This window comes from Patescibacteria group bacterium, from assembly GCA_041659765.1.
Classification (GTDB): domain Bacteria; phylum Patescibacteriota; class Patescibacteriia; order UBA9934; family UBA9934; genus JAGORL01.
In genome coordinates this window covers 519,702-533,625 of record JBAZXR010000001.1, presented here as the reverse complement: position 1 = coordinate 533,625, position 13,924 = coordinate 519,702, and the positions used below count along the sequence as shown (strand labels likewise).

Sequence of the window (13,924 nt, the reverse complement as noted above, 5' to 3'; positions counted from 1 at the left end):
TATGAAAGCTACTTACGATTTTGCCTTTAAAGTGTCAGCCATCGCGACCGCGGTCTTCTTGTTTATTGAATGGCGTGCGCCGGGGTTTGTGAGTTACGCCTTTCCGTTTCCGTGGCTCATCTTTGCGACCGCGCTGTTCTATTTTCTTTCAACCAATAATTTTAAACCAAAAACTATGTCCTGCATCTTCTGTGAGATTGTGGCTGGCAATATTCCCGCGCTTAAGATTTACGAGAATGATAAGGTTATCGCTTTCCTCGATATTAACCCTGTCGCAAAAGGCCACACGCTCGTGATTCCGAAGAACCATGCAAACGATCTCGCCGCAGGTTCCGTCGAGGATTCCCTCGAGCTCATGAAAGTAATCCACGACCTCGCGCCAAAGATTGTGAAAGCTGTCGGCGCATCTGGTTATAACCTCGGCATGAATCACGGCTTTGACGCCGGCCAGGAAGTGCTGCACACGCACATCCACATCATGCCCCGCTATAACGGCGACGTGCGCAGTTTTGTGAAGACGCACCCGGTGAAGGAAGAGCTCCAAGCTGTTGCTGATGAGATTCGGGCAAAGCTGTAGTATGACCAAAGAACGCTTCAAAAGCATCGTGGCCGTGTACATGATTCTAGAGCGGGACGGGCAGATTTTTTTGATGCGCCGTGCTAATACGGGATACATGGATGGTATGTACGGCTTGCCGGCCGGGCATCATGATGGCGGGCAGACACTTCGCGAAGCTGTCGCACGCGAGGCACACGAAGAACTCGGCATTACGATCAAGCCGGAAGATGCGGAGTTCGTGTTTACACTTCACCGACCTTTCGCGACTGACGGAGATAGAGTCGACGCGTACTTCAGAATCAAGGCGTGGGAGGGGGAGCCGAAGAATATTGAGCCGGAGAAGTGCGATGACCTCGGCTGGTTCGGTTACGACGCCTTGCCGGACAACCTCATTTCCAAGCTCAAGATTGTTTTTGAGGGGATGAAAAATGGCGAACATTACGCAGAAGTTGACGATCGAGTAGAAGGTTAGTAACGTAACAGGTGATATGAAATTGCTCGTTACCGGAGGCGCGGGGTTTATTGGCTCGAACTTTGTTCGCCATGTTTTGCGCGAGCGCCGGTTTGTGCAGATTTTGAACTTTGATCTTCTGACCTACGCGGGCAATCCGGAGAATTTGAAAGACATCGAGGGGGATCCGCGCTACAAGTTTGTACAGGGCGATATTGCGGCTCCGGGATTTGTCGACAAAGTTTTTGAAGATTTCAAGCCAGATGCCATCGTCAACTTCGCCGCAGAAACGCATGTTGATCGTTCTATTCATGGGGGAGCTGCAGACTTTGTACGAACGAACGTGCAGGGCGTTCAGGTTTTGCTCGAAGCCGTAAAGAAACATAAGACCACCGCGTTCGTACACATCTCGACGGACGAAGTGTATGGCGCGTTAGACCTTGATTCCGGTTTTCCGAAAGTGGAGACTGACACCTTTGAACCGAATTCTCCGTACTCGGCCAGTAAAGCTGGCGGGGATTTGCTGTGTCGCGCGTATCACCAAACCTATGGCCTCCCGGTGATTGTCACCCACGCGGCGAATAATTACGGCCCGTATCATTTTCCAGAAAAGATTATTCCGTTTTTCATCACGCGTGCATTGCGCGACGAAAAACTTCCGCTCTACGGTGACGGAAAATATGTTCGCGATTGGCTGCATGTTGAAGACCATTGTTCGGCCATTCTTGCCGTTCTCGAGCGCGGAAAGTTTGGCGGGGTTTATAATATCGGCGCAGACAACGAGTGGGCGAATATTGATTTAGCCAAGATGATTTTGAAAATGCTCGGCAAGCCGGAAGATTTGCTGACATATGTGACTGATCGTCCTGCGCATGACCGCCGGTATTCATTGTCGAGTGAAAAATTGCGTCGCGAGCTCGGCTGGAAACCTAAGTATGGCCGCGAAACATTTGAGCAGGGTATGAAGGAGACTGTAGAGTGGTTCTTGGCGCACCAGGATTGGGCTGCGCGTGCAATAGAGCGATCAAAAGGCGTCAACGAACACATTAAAGTATGAGGATTTTAATCTTGGGTAAGGGCTTCCTAGGCGCACGCGCTAAGGGTGCGTGGGGAGATGACGCGATTCTTTCTGATCAGCGTATTTCAAGTCGCGAGGATGCTTTGGCCGAGATTAAGAAGTACCAGCCTGACGCTGTCTTGAACGCTATTGGTGTGACCGGCAAGCCAAACGTGGACTGGTGCGATGTGGTTGATAACCGTGTGGCTACCATGCGTGGCAACGCTATTTTGCCGATGCTGATTGCTGACGCGTGCCAAGAAGCAAGGGTGTATCTTTTGCACATGGGTTCTGGTTGTATTTACTACGGCGATTCTCCGCACCCGGACAAAGCCTGGCGAGAAAATGACCATGGAAATCCAGAGCCTGTGTACTCACGGTCAAAGTTGGCCGCAGACTTGATGTTGTCGACTTTGCCAAACGTCGGCATCGGCCGTGTGCGCATGCCGATTGATCATATTCCGGGCTCGAGAAATCTCATCGACAAGCTTTCCAAATATCCAAAGATCATTGACGTCGAAAACTCCGTCACGGTGATTGACGATATGCTTGCCGTTTTTTATCAGCTCATGGAGAAAAAAGCTCCCGGTATTTTTCACGTGACAAACCCCGGCACTATGAAGCATCGCGAGCTCATGGCGCTGTACGTCGAGCTTGTAAATCCCGCACATACCAATGAGTGGATCACCGCCGAAGACCTGGTCGCCCAGGGCTTAGCGACCAAACTACGCTCAAATAACTTCCTCGCCTCTGAACGCCTCGGCGAGTTTGGTATTTCGATGCGCCCGATTTCAATTGCGTTACGCGATACCATGGAGAAATACGCCGCACGCGTAAAAGGAGCCCTTTTATAGGCTTTCTTGCACAATTTTTTTGCGTCATGTAGGTTACGGGGTCCCTTGCGGACTAAGGAGGTACGATGAGTGATCCTGATACGAATGAGTTTCCCACGTTGATTCGTCCGATTGTGGACGGGGTGAATGTGGGTTGGAAAGCCAAGGGCCATCTCCGGGACGGAACCGAAGCGGATTTGAGCCAGCTCGCCTACATGGAGCTGACGAATCCGAAATACGGTACGCTCGCGTACGGGAAGAACCCGGGCGGGAACTTCGACTCGTGGGCGTTCCACGAGAACGGCGGCGGCGGAGCAGTCATCGTTCCGTACGCAACGGTTGACGGCAACTTGCTGATCGGCGTGGTGGAGCAGGACAGGCCGAACCAGGGCGGGAAGGTGTTGAACGTCCCGCGTGGGTTCCTGAAGCCCGGAGAGCCCCACTGGGTCGGTGCCGAGCGTGAGCTCGCGGAAGAAGTCGGCAAGTTCGTGGGAAGCCTTCGGCTCCTCCCGGGCAAGCCCACAAACCCGAATAGCGCTTTCTTCGAAACCGTCCAGGTCGATGAGGGCGTGAAGTTCTCTACGGTAGAAGTGTCGCCCGGCCTTCTCGTCACCAAGAACGGTCTGGTGAAGTTCCGGAAGTCCGCCGTCACCGTGGACAAGGAGAACCGTGCGGCCGAGCAGATCACGGGCTGCCATTTCATCCCGGCGCTCGAGGCCATCATGCTCGGCGACATGTTCACCGTCGCTGGCGTCGGCCGGCTCTGGGGCATGCTGAAGAGCTAGCCGCGGCACGCTACACAACTTCAGGCGCCTGACGATACGATTCGTCGGGCGCTTTTCATTTGTAGAGAAATATGGCACATTCCCGGCGGAGGTTTCATGAAATCATCAGCGGTATTGCTACAGACACTTCTGTTGGCGAAGAAGCGTTTGCGCGAATTGAAAACAGGAAAAGACATTTCCCGAGCAGGCGGGGCATTCGGTGATCTGCAGAATGACACCGAGCTCACTGCAGACAAGGTCATCGGTCAGTATCTGGCCGAGCAGTTCCGGAAAGTTTTTCCCGGAGCGTGCATCAGCGTGGAGGGATTGCCGGACAAGGACACGGATGATCCTTCGCACACGTGGGTTACGGTGGATCCGCTCGACGGATCCTTGAACTATCTGCACGCCGGTGGCATGACGGGATTCCCCGTCACCGCCGTCGTGACAGTGTTGAACAAGAAGGCGGGAGCTACCTTTGCGGACATCACTGACGTCGCCGTGCTCGACTTGCGTGGTACGTTGCGTGATAGCTGGACCGCCACTTGGCGCTCTAAAGAGTCTCGATACTCGACTCGACTTCGTAGCGGCAAGTCGTACCACGCGTTCGGATCGACTATGGACGTCGGCACGCTCGATCTCGGGCGCATGAACGTCATCGGCGAGATGTACTACCCGGAGAATCGGGAGAAGCTCTTCCGTGCGTTTGCAGGGGAGAAAGGCTGGCTTCGTTCGCCTGGCTCCGCAGCCTACGAAATGGCTTCCGTGGCGAGCGGTCAGGCTGTGGCGTTCGTCTGCGATCGCCAGAAACAGCATGAGCTGGGCGCCGGGTACGCGCTCGTAAAAGGTTCGGGCGGCGTGGCGGTGGACTGGGACGGGAAGGACCTCGGCACGCGCACGTACGACTTCAAGACGCAGACTCCCTGCATCTTGGCCGCCAACATGCGGATCGCCGAGCAGCTGCTCGAACGATTGAACAGGTAGGCCCTTAGTCTCGAACGCCCGTCGTCTTCGTTGACGCCGGGCGCTTTTCTTTGCTAATGTTCCCTGTGCTATGAAAGCACTTTTGACAGCTGGGGGACGTGCCACACGGTTGCGACCGATTACGTGGACTTTGAATAAGCACCTTATCCCATTGGCGAATAAGCCGATGCTTGGGTATGCCATTGAAAAACTCGTTGACGCGGGGATTACGGAGATTGGAATCAACGTCAACGCAGGAGACACGGAAATTGCCGCAGCTTTTGGCGACGGCAGCAAATTTGGGGCAAAACTTTCTTATCTTGAACAGCCAGGCGGGCCGCTTGGTATTGCGCACGCCGTGAACGCGCAACAGGCATTTTTGGGAGATGAGCCTTTTATCTTTTTCCTAGGCGACAACATTGTGCTCGGTAGCTTGAAGCGTTTTGTCGATAAGTTTGAAACTGAAAAGTTGAACTGCTTGCTCGCTCTCTCCCGCGTGAAGAACCCAAACCGTTTTGGCGTGCCTGTTTTTAACGAAGCTGGAAAAATTACGAGCGTAGAGGAGAAGCCTGCAAACCCCAAGAGCCAGTACGCGGTGACGGGTATTTACGTCTACGACAAGAGTTTTTTTGAGGCGTTTAAGCACATTCAGCCATCTGCTAGAGGCGAGTATGAAATTTCTGATATTCACACCTGGCTTCTGCAGAACAACTACAACGTTGGCCACGAAGAAATTACTGGCTGGTGGAAAGATACGGGTAATCCAGAAGACTTGCTTGAGGGCAACGCACTTTTCTTGAACGAACTGCCCATTGAAAAAACCGTTATGCAGGGTGAGGTCATGGACGGTGCAGTTATCCAGGGCAAGGTCAGCGTTGGCGCCGGCACAAAAATCGGCCCCAAGGTTTTGATCCGCGGTCCTGTTGTCATCGGCGAAGGTTGCATTATTAACGACGCGTACATTGGTCCCTACACCGCTATTGGCAACTCCGTTACCGTTGACGGTACAGAAATAGAGCACTCCATCGTCTTTGACGGCGCTGCTATTCGCTGCGGCAAGCGTATCGTCGATAGCCTCATCGGCAAGAACGCAGTTGTGACACGAGTTGAAGAATCATTGCCACATGGTCACAAGTTGGTCGTTGGAGACCATGCACGAGTAGAATTATAAAAATAATAGCCCGCCGTCCGTGTTCCGGACTGGCGGGCATTTTTGTTTGAGCTCAGAGTTTGAGCCGGTAGACGTTCGTTTCACGGAGTTCGAACCCGAGCTTAGGGTAGAGCTTGTTCGCCCGTTCCCGAGAGGGCTTGCTCGTGAGATCGATGTGATGGAGCTTGAGCGCTCGCGCGTCGTTGATGAGCGCGTGCATGATCATTTTCCCAACGCCTTTGCCCTCGTGACGTTCGTCGACGACCACGTAGTCGATGATGCCGTACGGATGGAAGCTCGGCACGGCGCTCAGCATGCCCATGCCCGCCAGGCTTGAATCTTGATCCCAGCAGAAAAGAAGACAGCTCTTGAGCGCGCTTTCCATGAGCGCACTAAACGTGACTTCTTCATGGTTCGGACTAATGCGAGCACACAGCCTGTTCACTTCCGGTAGATACCTGCGCACGGTATGCGGAGAATTGTCACAACGCACAATGGGATACATGGAAACCTCCGGGGAGAGGGTACCAATTCCCCAATTCTTTTAAAAGGGGACTACCATCGGACAATTGCTTTCACGATTTTGAAATACAACTCCATAATCGGGTTTGCGAACTTGGTGACGATCGGGGACTCCATCGAAGATTCCTGGAAGAGAATGGAGCCGACGCAGGTTTCGAGAATTGCTTTATCGGAAATCTGACGCATAGCCTGCGTCTTTTTTCGTTTTGACAACCACAGTTTCCAGTTCGACGGCTTGATCCAGTATTTGAGGACTTTGACGCGCTCGCTTACCCAACCGCCTTTAAGCGCAAAGACCCAAAGGCCGAGTTCGAGGGGACCAAGGATCGGAAGAATAAGAAGCAACGTCGGCCACTTGAAGAACATGAGGAGCACGGCGTAACGGTTGCGTTCCATCCAGAAGAACTTCGTAATCGATTTCGAGAATTCGTACTTGTGATAGAAGAGGGAATCGCGAACGCAGACTGCGCGGAGTTTGTTGATTCTGAGACGCAGGGACCACTCCAGGTCTTCGTGATACATGAAAAAGTCTTCATCCCACGCACCAAATTTTCGAAGGACACTTGCGCTGACCATGAGTGCTGCACCGCTGGCGTAGGGAACGTCATATACAGCCGGCAGATGAAGATCGGCCAGCTTCTTCATGTAGTCGTTGCAATAGCCAAAGCCGAGATAGTGAAAAGCATTGCCCGACGTGTTTACAAGCTCCTTGTTGTTGAAGAGCAGGACCATCGACTGCGCAATACCAATAGTCGAATCTGCCTCCATTGCTTCGACGAGTTTTAAGATGCAATCCTCACCCAGGGCGGCGTCATTATTGTGGAAGAAGACGTAGTCACACTCATGTTCAAGCGCCCACGTGACGCCGGCGTTGTTGCCAATACCGAAGCCGCCGTTTTCCGGCTGGGGGAGATAGGTGACGTGAGGAATCTCCGTTCCAGAGATGGGGAGGATGTGCTCCTCGACGTATGCTTTTGATAGGCCATGAACAGGATGCGGGTTGTCGACGATAACAAATTCCATCAGCTCTTTCGGGTAGTTCAGTTTTTTGAGCGCGTCGACAACATCCGGGAAGTACGGCTCCGAATGAAACGACAGATAAATAACAGCTACTTTTTTATTCGGCATAGTTGCGGTGTTTGAACGCCCACTTTGAAAGATAGCGGAGCCAGCTGGCGCCGTGGACTCGCGCGAGTTTGTTTTTTAGAATCGCGGACAGAATACCAGGAACTCTGGCGCTCTGTCGTTCGTGTACATGGGTGATCTCTACGTCATGGACGTAATAGACTTTCCACCCTTTTTCCCACATGGTTCGGCACCAGTCGCAATCTTCCAAGTACATGAAATAGCGCTCGTCAAACCAGCCCACCTCTTGGATAGCCTCGCCCCTCACAAGTAGCGCCGCGCCGAGAACCCAATCGACGGGTCTGGTGGATTCATGGTCGAAATCCGTCATCTGCAGGCGGTCGACGAGTCTCTTGGCAAGCGGCAATTTTCCATCGAGCCGGGCCTGCTTGAACGGTTTGATAAACAGCGACGGGAGATCAAACCGGTAGCAGGAATACTGCAGACGGCCGTCCGGGTAGACCAGTTTGGGTCCGCAGATGCCCACGAGCGGGTTGGCGTCCATGAAGGCGATGAGGCGCTCCATGGTCTTTGTCCCTTTGGCAATATCCGTGTCTCGGTTCAGCGCAAAATAATAGCGCGCTGGGAATGCCTTGAAGCCAATAGTGTTTCCTTTGCCAAAACCCACATTCCCGCCGGCATCTACGTACCGCACGCGAGGGAGCGCTTGGGCGAGTGCCTCACGGATGCCGTCCGCGTTTTGTGAGTTATCGACCACCACCACTTCAGCCGATAGTGAAGAATCATCCAGGTCAGAAAGGACCGCCGCGGCCGCGCGGAGGATATCATCCTTCATTTTATAGTTTACAAATACCACTGTTACATCGGTCATAAACTTCTCCTCCCACCTTACTGCACCAGCCTTCTTCGTTCAAGAGTAGGGAATCCATCTCTATTCCTAATGATGTAGAGGTTTTTGCCGGCTTTATCGAGCCACATATCAAGGAGAGCAGATTTTGAGTCCAAGAGTAAGGTTGAAACACGGTTATTGAAGGCCTCTTTGTCTATGGCTGTGATGTGCGTCGAGGTGCCGACTAGGACTGCCGAACCGCTTGGATGCCAAGCAAGCGAGGTGATGAGATCGCTTTGGCGGGTGAAGAATGTCCGCTCACCGGTGGTGGCGTCATAGCTGTTGACTTCAACGCCATCAGACCAGGCTAGGAGATGAAAATCAGGCAACCAGCTGAGCGTGACGGCGGGGGAGTCTAGAGAGATGGCATTATTTCCAGCCAGCGAAACAACAGTTAGGACCCGACGCTCATCTTTCAAAACCACAAATTCATCATCAAAGGCAACGGTCGAGTACGCCCCCTTCGGTAGAAGCGCTAGGACAGTTTGCGTATTACTCCGAGCCGGGCGGACTTCTACATTCTCCCCGTTGTCCACAAGCGTGACCGGAGCATTTGTACCGGTCCGGGGAATCGCGTTGCCGTCCACTCGTTCGCCGTTAACGGTGAAGCCGATGACCGGCGTACCACCGGCTGAGACGACAAAAAGATTTTCGCTTTCCCCGTAGGCTGCGCTGTAAGGAGTCGTGGCGTGTGGCAACTTGGACAGCGTTTTGGCAAAACGAGTCAAATTATCGTAGAGGGTCACGTTTGTGCCATCCATGTCTGGATTTAGGATCAAGAGATATCGGCCGTTGGTTGAATGGGCAAAGACCGAGCCTGTGCCAAACGCCATAAACTTTTCTGGCTCAGTGTCTGCAAAGAGCACCGCCGAAACGTAGGTGGTTCGGCCGGCGCTGACCGGTACGGTTTGTTCCCAGGGAATATAGCCGGCGCGTTCAAACCTGACGCGCGTGTCATGCGGTAAAATATTCTGAATCACGGCTGGGGTTTTGGCCGATTCTTTTTTGGCGTCAACCAACACAGTTGCTCCCCGTGGACTGGTGCTGGTGGCAATCGCGCCCGTTTCCAGCACGCGGTAGTTGTTCAAACTTAACCGGTAGCCAGCGGTGTAGAGCACCACGAGCGGTGCAGATACTAAGAAAGCCCCAGCAAAGAAGAAAAAGAGGATTTGGCGGGTTGTTTTACGCATATCAGTATGGTAGCATGGCTTAGAAATCTATGAGAATGTCTCCCTCTTCTTTGCCCCATTCTTTTAAGGCACTTATTTTGGTAGTCGGGTCCGCGGCGGTTTTCTCTGGGGGCTTTATTGCCGGCCGAGTGCCGTCTGTCAGCGGGGCTGCTCCAAGCTCCGATACCATCTCTAACATGGGCGCACTCCCGCCTTTCGCCCTGAAGGACGTGGACTTTAATATGTTTTGGGATGTTTGGAAGTTAGCTAAATCACAGTACGTTGACCAGCCAGTTTCAGATAAAGATCTCTTTTACGGTGCGCTCGATGGTATGGTGTTTGGTTTGCAGGACCACTACTCTACATTTTTTGATCCGGAGAGCGCGCAAGCGTTTAATGACGAACTGGACGGTACGTTTTTTGGTATCGGCGCTCAGATCGGCCTTGATAAAGACGGTTTTATTACCGTGATCGCCCCACTGCCGGGGACGCCGGCTGATAAAGCCGGCATCTTGGCTGAGGATCATATTTTGGCGATTGATACGGTCGATACTACCGGCATGAGTGTTGATGAGGCAGTGAAAAAGATTCGCGGTGAAAAGGGCACGTCAGTGAAGCTCGTGATTCTTTCTAAAGGCGCAAAGACGCCAAAGACAGTGGAGATTACTCGCGATGAAATCTCCGTGAAGAGTGTAACGTGGAAAATGCGTGATGATGGCATCGCGGTGATTACCGTGACGATCTTTAACGAAGACACAACTAAATTGTTTGCTGACGCCGTAACGGACATCATGAAGAAAAATGCCCAGGGCTTGGTTGTGGACCTGCGGAATGATCCAGGTGGTCTGCTCGATTCGGCAATTAATCTGGCCGGTTATTGGATGGATGGTAAAACCGCGGTCATGGAAGAAGTGCGCGGCAAGCGTACCGAGACAATTGCCCGCGGAAACAATCTTCTCTCGAAGATGCCAACCATGGTGCTTGTGAACGGCGGTTCGGCCTCGGCTTCGGAAATTTTGTCCGGTGCCTTACAGGATTATCACTTTGCAGGTTTGGTCGGCGAGAAAACATTCGGTAAAGGTTCGGTTCAGGAATATCATGATTTGCCAGATGGCAGCGCGGTGAAGATTACCGTGGCTCGCTGGTTGACTCCGCTTGGCCGGTCGATTGATAAAGAAGGCATCATGCCTGACACGGTTGTCCCATTTACGGTAGAAGACTTACATGCAAACCGAGACCCCCAACTTCAAAAGGCGATCGATCTCCTCAAGAAATAAGCCAGGAGGAGGCAAGCACCGCACGGAAGTCTCCGCTGGAGGCTTAGTTTTCAAGCGCACAAAAACCGGCGTGGTCTTTGCGATGGTCGTGGATAGTTACGGCAAATGGGCGTTCCCCAAAGGCCATGTGAAGCTGGACGAGCGCTACCGGGAAGCGGCCGTGCGCGAGATTCGTGAAGAGATGGGACTCACGCGCCTCAGAACCATCGCCAGACTCGACACGATCGACATCTGGTTCCGCGATCGCTTCGTCCATAAGGGCAGCCTGATCCATAAGTACATCCACTATTTCTTGTTCGAAGCCCATCCGGACGCCATCCTGATAAAACCAGCGCCGCAGGAACAGGGGGAGACCATTAAGGACGTAGCCTGGGTCCCGGCCGATGAACTGCTTAAACGTTCGAGCTACAAGGATATGCTTGGTATAATCAAGAAGGCATTACGCCTATGCTCGTCACCCTCTTGGAAAACGTCGCGTCGCTTGGCGCCGAAGGCCAAAGTGTAGAAGTCCCGGAAGGGTACGCTACGCATTTTTTGTTTCCTCAGCACCTTGCTGTCGAGGGCGGAGAGAAGACACTAAAGGAGATCAAGAGCCAAGAGCCAACAAAGGCTGAACTGGCAGAAGAGAAACTGGCAGCCGAGATTGACGGTCTCGAGGTTGTCATCCCGGTGAAGTCGGTCAAAGGCAAACCAAAGTCCGCAGTCACTGCCACCGAGATCAGAAAGGGGCTGAAGGAACTCGGCTACACTGTGCCTAAGGACGCTATTAAAACTTTACAACTCAACAACTTTACAACTTCAGATGTCCCTGTGGAGTTCTCCTCTGGCTTCGAAGCACAAATAAAGGTTACCCTAGAGCCGGCCTAATGGTCGGCTCTTCTTTTTATGCAACATTCCTACTTGTTTATTGTGGGCGGAGTCATGAGTGGTGTGGGCAAGGGGACATCGAGTGCGGCTTTGGCCCTTACACTTAAGGCTAAAGGGTACAAAATTACGATGATGAAGATCGATCCTTACGTAAACGTAGACGCGGGAACGATGAATCCTTTGGAACATGGTGAAGTTTTTGTAACCATCGACGGCGACGAGACCGATCAAGATATTGGAACCTACGAACGCTTTTTAAACGAAGACATTACTCGTCTCAACTACATGACGACGGGTCGAGTCTACCAATCGGTCATCGCCCGCGAGCGGAATCTAGAGTACGGCGGGAAGTGTGTGGAGGTAGTTCCACATGTTCCCGAGGAGATCATCCGACGAATCAAAGCTGCAGCAGAAAATGCACAGGCCGATATTACGATTATCGAGGTCGGCGGGACGGTCGGCGAGTACCAGAACATTTTGTTCCTTGAAGCTGCCCGCATGATGCAGGGCGAGCTCGGACGCGACCGCGTGCAGTTTGTACTCGTTAGTTATTTGCCGGTGCCGAGATCAATTGGTGAGATGAAGACGAAGCCTACTCAGTACGCCGTACGCGAGTTAAACGGTACGGGAATTCTTCCAAACTTTATTGTTGGTCGCTCAGAAATGCCGATCGATAAGCCTCGTAAGGAAAAGATCGCGCAGTTTTGTGCTGTTCCGGCCGAGCATATTATCTCCGCTCCGGACGTAAAAAGCATTTACGACATTCCCGATATCTTTGAAGGTCAGGAATTCGCCATGAAGATTCTGCACAGCTTTGGCCTTATGCCACACGGCAACAAGCTGGAGGAATGGAACGCCTTCACGGCTAAGATTCGATCGGCGCAAAAGGAAATCCGCGTGGGCGTGGTTGGCAAGTATTTTTCTACCGGCGACTTTGTGTTATCGGACGTGTATCTCTCGGTGCTTGAAGCGATCAAGCATGCTGGCGCGGCTGTTGGCGTTAAACCGGTGATCGAGTGGTTGAATGCTGAAGAGTTTGATCAGAATCCGGACAAGTTAGAATCGCTTAGAGATCTCCAGGCGATCGTCGTCCCTGGCGGGTTCGGTTCGCGTGGCATCGAGGGGAAAATAAAAGTCATCGAGTTCGCCCGCAAGAACAAGATTCCGTACCTCGGTCTGTGTTACGGCATGCAATTGGCGGTTATCGAATACGCCCGGAACGTGCTCGGTTGGGCTGATGCGAACACGACCGAGATCGACAAATTGACTAGTCATCCGGTGATTGATTTTCTTCCGGGACAGGACGAGAATGTGGAGAAGGGTAAGTACGGCGGAACGCTCCGCCTCGGTTCCTATGACTGTCTCTTAGCACCTGGCACGAAGTCAATCGATGCTTACGGGCGCACGACGATCTCAGAGCGACACCGTCACCGCTATGAGTTCAACAATACTTTTCGCGTCGAGCTTGAACAGGCTGGTTTGATAATTGCCGGCACCTCGCCCGACGGCTCACTCGTAGAAATGATCGAGCACAAAGAGCATCCGTTCTTTGTAGGCGTGCAGTTTCACCCCGAGTTCCAAAGCCGGCCGCTAGCTCCACACCCGCTCTTTGTGGCTCTCCTTACTGGGCGGGAATAATACTGTTGCTCTTCGGCTGTCGTCGGATTACCGACTAAGCAGCCTCATCGCGACAGTATTATTCCCGCCCGCGATACAAAAACGAGCCCTTTCGGGCTCGTTTTTGGGTTTGGAGTATTTAGACAACGGACACGTAAGTGCGGAGTTTGAGCGCACCCACGAAGTTCGGGGATTGCTTCTTCATGAACTTTACTACGCCGTCCTTCATGGCGTAGATAGTGAAGTCGGTACCGACTTTCACGTTCTTTCCAGGGTGGATTTTGGTACCGCGCTGGCGGATCAAAATTTCGCCGGTTTTGACGGTGGTGCCATCAGAACGCTTAACGCCAAGCTGCTTGGGTTGCGAATCTCGGCCGTTTCTTGTAGAACCTTGGGCAAGTTTATGTGCCATAGAAAGTAAATACGAATGGCGGAAGATTACGCGAAACCGTATAATTAGTCAAGGATTAGAGGTGTATAATGAAAATGCTATGCGTGAAGCTGTTGAAAAGGCCCTTTTGGGGGTGTCAGAAGCCCTTAAAATCCATGCCGGGGGCATAGAATTAGTGGATTGTGACGAAGCTTCGGGAGTGGTGAAGGTTCGTTTTACGGGTATGTGTTCTTCTTGTATGCTCCAGGCCGTTACGCTTCAAGACGGGGTGGCGGTCATGTTGCATGAAACGGTGCCTCAAATTAAAGAAGTGGTTCAGGTTGCTTAGC

Annotated in this window: 17 protein-coding genes; 12 read left to right on the top strand and 5 right to left on the bottom strand. The window is 52.5% G+C overall.

The window, feature by feature from the left end:
• Position 1: 1 nt before the first annotated feature.
• From WC813_02940 to WC813_02910, 7 genes are all read left to right on the top strand, one after another.
• The gene (locus WC813_02940; protein ID MFA5946955.1) at positions 2-577 is read left to right on the top strand and encodes an HIT family protein; all 576 of its coding nucleotides are present in this window, start codon (positions 2-4) and stop codon (positions 575-577) included.
• A gap of 1 nt (position 578) precedes the next feature.
• The gene (locus tag WC813_02935; protein MFA5946954.1) at positions 579-1,031 is read left to right on the top strand and encodes an NUDIX domain-containing protein; all 453 of its coding nucleotides are present in this window, start codon (positions 579-581) and stop codon (positions 1,029-1,031) included.
• Positions 1,032-1,047: 16 nt separating this feature from the next.
• The gene (gene rfbB, locus WC813_02930) at positions 1,048-2,067 is read left to right on the top strand and encodes a dTDP-glucose 4,6-dehydratase (protein ID MFA5946953.1); all 1,020 of its coding nucleotides are present in this window, start codon (positions 1,048-1,050) and stop codon (positions 2,065-2,067) included.
• Entirely contained in the window at positions 2,064-2,921 is an 858-nt protein-coding gene (locus WC813_02925) for a sugar nucleotide-binding protein (protein MFA5946952.1), read from the top strand. The genes rfbB and WC813_02925 overlap by 4 nt, the downstream gene beginning before the upstream one ends.
• 65 nt (positions 2,922-2,986) lie before the next feature.
• Complete coding sequence (locus WC813_02920; protein ID MFA5946951.1) at positions 2,987-3,685, top strand: NUDIX domain-containing protein; 699 nt, start codon at positions 2,987-2,989, stop codon at positions 3,683-3,685.
• A 96-nt stretch (positions 3,686-3,781) separates the two neighbouring features.
• Entirely contained in the window at positions 3,782-4,648 is an 867-nt protein-coding gene (locus WC813_02915; GenBank protein MFA5946950.1) for an inositol monophosphatase family protein, read from the top strand.
• A gap of 70 nt (positions 4,649-4,718) precedes the next feature.
• On the top strand, positions 4,719-5,798 hold the full coding sequence (locus WC813_02910) for a glucose-1-phosphate thymidylyltransferase (GenBank protein MFA5946949.1): 1,080 nt from the start codon (positions 4,719-4,721) through the stop codon (positions 5,796-5,798).
• Positions 5,799-5,850: 52 nt separating this feature from the next.
• Here the strand turns inward: WC813_02910 and WC813_02905 are convergent, their stop codons facing one another.
• From WC813_02905 to WC813_02890, 4 genes are read right to left on the bottom strand one after another with little or no spacing between them, the layout of a single operon-like run.
• Positions 5,851-6,282, bottom strand: a complete 432-nt coding sequence (locus WC813_02905; protein MFA5946948.1) for a GNAT family N-acetyltransferase — start codon at positions 6,280-6,282, stop codon at positions 5,851-5,853.
• Positions 6,283-6,332: 50 nt separating this feature from the next.
• Positions 6,333-7,427: a glycosyltransferase family 2 protein gene (locus tag WC813_02900; GenBank protein MFA5946947.1), complete on the bottom strand. Its 1,095-nt coding sequence runs from the start codon at positions 7,425-7,427 to the stop codon at positions 6,333-6,335.
• Complete coding sequence (locus tag WC813_02895; protein ID MFA5946946.1) at positions 7,417-8,256, bottom strand: glycosyltransferase family 2 protein; 840 nt, start codon at positions 8,254-8,256, stop codon at positions 7,417-7,419. The genes WC813_02900 and WC813_02895 overlap by 11 nt, the downstream gene beginning before the upstream one ends.
• Before the next feature lie 17 nt (positions 8,257-8,273).
• Positions 8,274-9,464, bottom strand: coding sequence for a PEGA domain-containing protein (locus WC813_02890; protein ID MFA5946945.1), 1,191 nt, complete (start codon positions 9,462-9,464; stop codon positions 8,274-8,276).
• Positions 9,465-9,514: 50 nt separating this feature from the next.
• Here WC813_02890 and WC813_02885 point away from each other — a divergent pair, with 50 nt between their 5' ends.
• From WC813_02885 to WC813_02870, 4 genes are read left to right on the top strand one after another with little or no spacing between them, the layout of a single operon-like run.
• On the top strand, positions 9,515-10,720 hold the full coding sequence (locus tag WC813_02885) for a S41 family peptidase (GenBank protein MFA5946944.1): 1,206 nt from the start codon (positions 9,515-9,517) through the stop codon (positions 10,718-10,720).
• Positions 10,668-11,225 carry an NUDIX domain-containing protein gene (locus WC813_02880; protein MFA5946943.1) on the top strand — a complete coding sequence of 186 codons (558 nt, stop codon included), beginning with the start codon at positions 10,668-10,670 and terminating at the stop codon, positions 11,223-11,225. The genes WC813_02885 and WC813_02880 overlap by 53 nt, the downstream gene beginning before the upstream one ends.
• Positions 11,168-11,587, top strand: a complete 420-nt coding sequence (gene rplI / locus WC813_02875; GenBank protein MFA5946942.1) for a 50S ribosomal protein L9 — start codon at positions 11,168-11,170, stop codon at positions 11,585-11,587. The genes WC813_02880 and rplI overlap by 58 nt, the downstream gene beginning before the upstream one ends.
• Positions 11,588-11,605: 18 nt before the next feature.
• Positions 11,606-13,225 (top strand): CTP synthase, encoded by a 1,620-nt coding sequence (locus tag WC813_02870; GenBank protein ID MFA5946941.1) that lies wholly within the window; start codon positions 11,606-11,608, stop codon positions 13,223-13,225.
• A gap of 118 nt (positions 13,226-13,343) precedes the next feature.
• Here the strand turns inward: WC813_02870 and rpmA are convergent, their stop codons facing one another.
• Positions 13,344-13,616: a 50S ribosomal protein L27 gene (rpmA, locus tag WC813_02865; GenBank protein MFA5946940.1), complete on the bottom strand. Its 273-nt coding sequence runs from the start codon at positions 13,614-13,616 to the stop codon at positions 13,344-13,346.
• Positions 13,617-13,695: 79 nt separating this feature from the next.
• Here rpmA and WC813_02860 point away from each other — a divergent pair, with 79 nt between their 5' ends.
• The gene (locus tag WC813_02860) at positions 13,696-13,923 is read left to right on the top strand and encodes a NifU family protein (GenBank protein MFA5946939.1); all 228 of its coding nucleotides are present in this window, start codon (positions 13,696-13,698) and stop codon (positions 13,921-13,923) included.
• Position 13,924: the final 1 nt, after the last annotated feature.

Bases quoted from the DNA above. Each gene is read 5' to 3' on its own strand.
- WC813_02895 (MFA5946946.1), bottom strand. From the start codon at position 8,256: ATGACCGATGTAACAGTGGTATTTGTAAACTATAAAATGAAGGATGAT.
- WC813_02910 (MFA5946949.1), top strand. From the start codon at position 4,719: ATGAAAGCACTTTTGACAGCTGGGGGACGTGCCACACGGTTGCGACCG.
- WC813_02860 (MFA5946939.1), top strand. From the start codon at position 13,696: ATGCGTGAAGCTGTTGAAAAGGCCCTTTTGGGGGTGTCAGAAGCCCTT.
- rplI (MFA5946942.1), top strand. From the start codon at position 11,168: ATGCTCGTCACCCTCTTGGAAAACGTCGCGTCGCTTGGCGCCGAAGGC.
- WC813_02900 (MFA5946947.1), bottom strand. From the start codon at position 7,427: ATGCCGAATAAAAAAGTAGCTGTTATTTATCTGTCGTTTCATTCGGAG.
- WC813_02925 (MFA5946952.1), top strand. From the start codon at position 2,064: ATGAGGATTTTAATCTTGGGTAAGGGCTTCCTAGGCGCACGCGCTAAG.
- WC813_02915 (MFA5946950.1), top strand. From the start codon at position 3,782: ATGAAATCATCAGCGGTATTGCTACAGACACTTCTGTTGGCGAAGAAG.
- WC813_02940 (MFA5946955.1), top strand. From the start codon at position 2: ATGAAAGCTACTTACGATTTTGCCTTTAAAGTGTCAGCCATCGCGACC.
- WC813_02905 (MFA5946948.1), bottom strand. From the start codon at position 6,282: ATGTATCCCATTGTGCGTTGTGACAATTCTCCGCATACCGTGCGCAGG.
- rpmA (MFA5946940.1), bottom strand. From the start codon at position 13,616: ATGGCACATAAACTTGCCCAAGGTTCTACAAGAAACGGCCGAGATTCG.
- WC813_02935 (MFA5946954.1), top strand. From the start codon at position 579: ATGACCAAAGAACGCTTCAAAAGCATCGTGGCCGTGTACATGATTCTA.
- WC813_02870 (MFA5946941.1), top strand. From the start codon at position 11,606: ATGCAACATTCCTACTTGTTTATTGTGGGCGGAGTCATGAGTGGTGTG.
- WC813_02920 (MFA5946951.1), top strand. From the start codon at position 2,987: ATGAGTGATCCTGATACGAATGAGTTTCCCACGTTGATTCGTCCGATT.
- WC813_02880 (MFA5946943.1), top strand. From the start codon at position 10,668: ATGCAAACCGAGACCCCCAACTTCAAAAGGCGATCGATCTCCTCAAGA.
- rfbB (MFA5946953.1), top strand. From the start codon at position 1,048: ATGAAATTGCTCGTTACCGGAGGCGCGGGGTTTATTGGCTCGAACTTT.
- WC813_02890 (MFA5946945.1), bottom strand. From the start codon at position 9,464: ATGCGTAAAACAACCCGCCAAATCCTCTTTTTCTTCTTTGCTGGGGCT.